This is a genomic window from Microbacterium sp. (assembly GCF_031178525.1).
GTDB lineage: Bacteria > Actinomycetota > Actinomycetes > Actinomycetales > Microbacteriaceae > Microbacterium.
Window position 1 is genome coordinate 1 of record NZ_JAPSJA010000200.1, and the last position, 4225, is coordinate 4225.

Annotated in this window: 6 protein-coding genes; all 6 read right to left on the reverse strand. The window is 71.0% G+C overall.

Going from position 1 to position 4225, the window contains the following annotated elements; all coding sequences use genetic code 11:
• Positions 1-399: DJ-1/PfpI family protein (locus RIF89_RS11420; protein WP_309069234.1), on the reverse strand; the 399-nt coding region annotated here is incomplete at its 3' end.
• A gap of 110 nt (positions 400-509) precedes the next feature.
• Positions 510-2108 carry a ribosomal protection-like ABC-F family protein gene (gene abc-f, locus RIF89_RS11425; protein ID WP_309069239.1) on the reverse strand — a complete coding sequence of 533 codons (1599 nt, stop codon included), beginning with the start codon at positions 2106-2108 and terminating at the stop codon, positions 510-512.
• 154 nt (positions 2109-2262) lie between these two features.
• On the reverse strand, positions 2263-2598 hold the full coding sequence (locus RIF89_RS11430; protein WP_309069235.1) for a CHY zinc finger protein: 336 nt from the start codon (positions 2596-2598) through the stop codon (positions 2263-2265).
• Positions 2595-3188, reverse strand: a complete 594-nt coding sequence (locus RIF89_RS11435; RefSeq protein WP_309069236.1) for an energy-coupling factor transporter transmembrane component T — start codon at positions 3186-3188, stop codon at positions 2595-2597. Before RIF89_RS11435 ends, RIF89_RS11430 begins: the two co-directional genes overlap by 4 nt.
• A complete protein-coding gene (locus RIF89_RS11440) occupies positions 3185-3925 on the reverse strand; it encodes an ABC transporter ATP-binding protein (RefSeq protein ID WP_309069237.1) in 741 nt (246 codons plus the stop codon). The genes RIF89_RS11435 and RIF89_RS11440 overlap by 4 nt, the downstream gene beginning before the upstream one ends.
• Positions 3922-4225: biotin transporter BioY (locus RIF89_RS11445; RefSeq protein ID WP_309069238.1), on the reverse strand; the 304-nt coding region annotated here is incomplete at its 5' end. The genes RIF89_RS11440 and RIF89_RS11445, both read right to left, overlap by 4 nt.

Here is a 4225-nt window from a genome sequence, read left to right on the forward strand (position 1 = left end):
CGACGCGTACGAGGTCAGCGAGCGCCCGGATGCGAGGCCGGCGTTCGCGAGGATCCACGGGGCATGGCAGATCGCCGCGACGGGCTTGCCCGCGTCGAAGAACGCCTTCACGAAATCGACGGCCCCGTTCTCGAGGCGCAGCGAGTCCGCGTTGAGCGTGCCGCCGGGCAGCACGAGCATGTCGTAGTCGTCTGCGCGCGCCTCGGCGAGCGGCACGTCGACGTCGAACACGTCGCCGTGCTCCCAGTCTCCCTGCATCGCCTGCACCGTGCCCTCCTCGGGCGAGATCAGCACGGTCGTCGCGCCGGCGGCGTCCAGCGCCTCACGCGGGCTCGTGAACTCGACCTGCTCGACGCCCTTCGTGAACAGGAATGCGACTTTCTTGTCTGCCAGGGTCATGGCACCTCCGATGTCGTTGTTCGTCTGTTCCATCCCACGACGACACCGCGACGGCCGCAAACCCCTCGACAGCGGCCGGAACGGACGCTACGGCGGGTCGGCCGGATGACTCAGGCCAGCGTGATGAGGTCGAGGTACGACCGGTTCCAGATGTCCTCGACGCCGTCCGGCAGCAGGAGCACGCGCTCGGGGTTGAGCGCCTCGACCGCGCCCTCATCGTGCGACACGAGCACGACAGCGCCCTCGTAGTGCGACAGCGCGCCCAGGATCTCCTCGCGCGACGCGGGGTCGAGGTTGTTGGTGGGCTCGTCCAGCAGCAGCACGTTCGCGCTCGAGACCACGAGCGTCGCGAGCGACAGACGCGTCTTCTCGCCACCCGACAGCACGCCCGCGGGCTTGTGCACGTCGTCACCGGTGAACAGGAACGAGCCGAGCACCTTGCGCGCCTCTGTCTCGTTGAGGTTCGGCGCGGCCGACACCATGTTCTCGAGCACGGAACGATGGACGTCCAGGTTCTCGTGCTCCTGCGCGTAGTAGCCGATCTTGAGGCCATGCCCCGGCTCGAGCTGGCCCGTGTCGCTCTTGTCCACGCCGGCGAGGATGCGCAGCAGCGTCGTCTTTCCCGCGCCGTTCAGCCCCAGCACCACGACCTTCGAGCCGCGGTCGATCGCGAGGTCCACGCCGGCGAAGATCTCCAGCGCGCCGTACGACTTCGACAGCGAGGACGCCATGAGCGGCGTCTTGCCGCACGGTGCGGGCTTCGGGAAGCGCAGCGCGGCCACGCGATCGACCTGACGCACCTCCTCGAGGCCCTCGAGCAGCTTCTCGGCGCGCGCGACCATTTGGTGCGCCGCGGCGGCCTTGGACGCCTTCGCGCCGAAGCGGGCCGCACGATCCTGCAGCGCCGACGCCTTCTTCTCCGCGTTGGCGCGCTCCTTCTTGCGGCGCTCCTCGTCGGCCACGCGCTGGCGCAGATAGTGCTTCCAGCCCATGTTGTAGATGTCGATGACCTGGCGGTTCGCGTCGAGGTAGAAGACCCGGTTGACCGTCTCCTCGACGAGGTCGACATCATGGCTGATCACGATCAGCCCGCCCTTGTACGACTTGAGGAACTCGCGCAGCCACACGACGCTGTCGGCGTCGAGGTGGTTCGTCGGCTCGTCGAGGATCATCGAGTCGGCGTCCGAGAACAGGATGCGCGCGAGCTCGATGCGGCGGCGCTGTCCGCCCGACAGGGTCTTGAGCGGCTGATCGAGGATCCGGTCCGGCAGCGAGAGGTTGTTCGCGATCGTGGCGGCCTCGGCCTCGGCCGTGTAGCCGCCGAGCGCCTCGAAGCGCTCCATGTCGCGCGCGTAGCGCTTCATGGCCTTCGCGGCGACCTTCTCGTCCTCCGACGCCATCGCGACGGAGGCCTCCTGCATGCTCAGCTGCAGGGATCCGAGCCCGCGGGCGTCGAGGATGCGGGTGCGGGCGAGCTGCTCGGGGTCTCCGCTGCGGGGATCCTGCGGCAGGTAGCCGAGCTCGCCCGTGCGGTCGACCCGCCCGTCCGCCGGGATCAGGTCGCCGGCGAGGACCTTCGTGAGCGTCGTCTTGCCGGCGCCGTTGCGCCCCACGAGACCCACCTTGTCCCCGGGGCCCACGCGGAACGAGACGTCGGACATGAGCATGCGCGCGCCGACGCGGATCTCGAGGTCGTGCACGGCGAGCACAGCGGACATCCATTCCCCGCGCGGAGCGCGGTGTACAGGTGGTTCTGGCTCCGGAATCCGGATCGGGATGGGCCAGCCTCCCAGTATAGGCGGCGCACCCTGAGCGGTCCCCTGCGCCGATCGCCGGCGCTGGCCGCACCACCCGTGCGGCCCGCTACGCGCTCGGCGCGAAGTACAGGTCGTGATGCAGCCGGCAGCCGGGGTTGAACGCGCCGCCGCAGCGCGCGCAGGCGGACGCCGCCCGGTATTCGGCGATGGACGACGTCTCACCGCACCCGCCGCACAGCAGCGCCTGCCGGTCCCCCATGCGCGCGGGCCAGCGCCGGGCAGGATGATCCGCCTCCTCCTCGTGACAGGAATGGCACGGATACCAGTGTCCGCAGCACGGGAACAGGATGGCCAGCACGTCGAGCGGGCCGGCCCAGTGCGCGCAGCGCGTCTGGGCGTCGACAACAGCGCCGCGCACGGCATGCACCCCGACCCGGATCATGCGATGCCCCGCGCACTGAGCGCGTCCGCCACGTCGTCGGCGTGACGCAGGGACATCACCAGCAGCGTCACGATCGCCCGCGGTCCCAGCCGGACGCCACGGGCGCGCTGGGCGTCGCGGATCCGCGCCGCGAAGTCCGCGACGACCGGCACGAGGGCGATCGTGAGCGTGAGCGTGAAACCGACGCGCCACGGGTCGATGCCGATCCGCCGCAGCGGCGAGAGCGCGCGCTGCAGCGCGTCGAGCAGATCGCCTGTGCGCGTGGTGAGCGTGAGCAGGCCCGCGAGCATCACGACCGACACCACGCGCGTCGTGTTCACCACCGCGTCGGACGGCGACAGGAAGATCAGCTGCGTCGCGGCGACGAAGACCGCGATCCAGCGCGTCGCCCACAGCTGACGCGCGAAGGTCGCGGGGCCGAAGCCGCCGCACGTGAACGCCACCACGACGACGAGGATCGCTGCGGCAGCGAGAGGCGGCGTCCTCGCGCCCAGCGAGATGAGGAGCGCCAGCACCGCCAGCGCGATCAGCTTGAAGCCGGCGCGCCCGCGGTGCAGCGGGCTCGTACCTGGACGGTAGAGCGCGATCACGGCGACCCGTCCGGGTGCGATGCCTCCGCGAACTCGGCCCGGTAGCGTGCGATGACGTCGCTCGGCTGCCCCACCTCGGTCAGCCGGCCCTCCGCGAAGCGCACCGCGACGTCGCATCGGGCGGCGAGTTCGAGGTCGTGCGTCACGAGCACCACCTGCGCCGCGGTCTCCCGCAGCAGCAGGTCGCCGATCCTCCGCGCGTTGCCGAGATCCAGCAGCGTGGTCGGCTCGTCCGCCACGACGACGGCCGGTTCGCGGATGAGCACCGAGACCAGTGCGAGCAGCTGCTTCTGCCCGCCCGACAGACTGTAGGCGGGCTGATCCGCGCGGTGTCCGAGCCCGTACTGCTCCAGCGCCGCGGTCACGCGCGCCGCCACCTCCGCGCGCGGCCGCCCGGAGCCGCGCAGGGACAGCGCGACGTCCTCCGCGACGGTGGGCATCAGGATCTGCGCATCGGGGTTCGTGAAGACGAAGCCGACTCGTTCGCGGACCTGCTTGGCGTCTCGGCCCACGTCGAGTCCGTGCACCGTGATGCGGCCGGAGGACGGCATCACAAGCCCGTTCAACAGCCGCGCGAACGTCGACTTGCCCGACCCGTTCGCGCCGATGACCGCGATCCTTCGCTGCTCGAGCCTCACGGACACGTCCCGCAGCACCGGCGAGCCGCCGAGCGCGACCGACACGCGGTCGAGCTCGATCGTGCCGGCGGGTCCAGCGGCGTCCGGGCGCGTGCTCATCGGTCGGTGGACACGCGCTCCGCGGCCTGCGGAGCCGGTGCGAACGCGAACGCGGGCGGGTAGGCCCGCCACAGGGCGAGCGCGAGCATCGTCGCCACGGCGGCCTTGATCAGATCGCCCGGCACGAACACGAGGCTCGACAGCGCAGAGTCCTGAAGCGCGATCCCCGTGAGGAGCGAGACGCCGGGGACGCCGAGCGCGTACACGACCGCGATGCCGCCCGCGACGGCACCGAGCGCGACGCGCCACCAGTCGAGACCCGATCGGCTCGAGCGGGCGATCAGGCCGGTCACGATCACA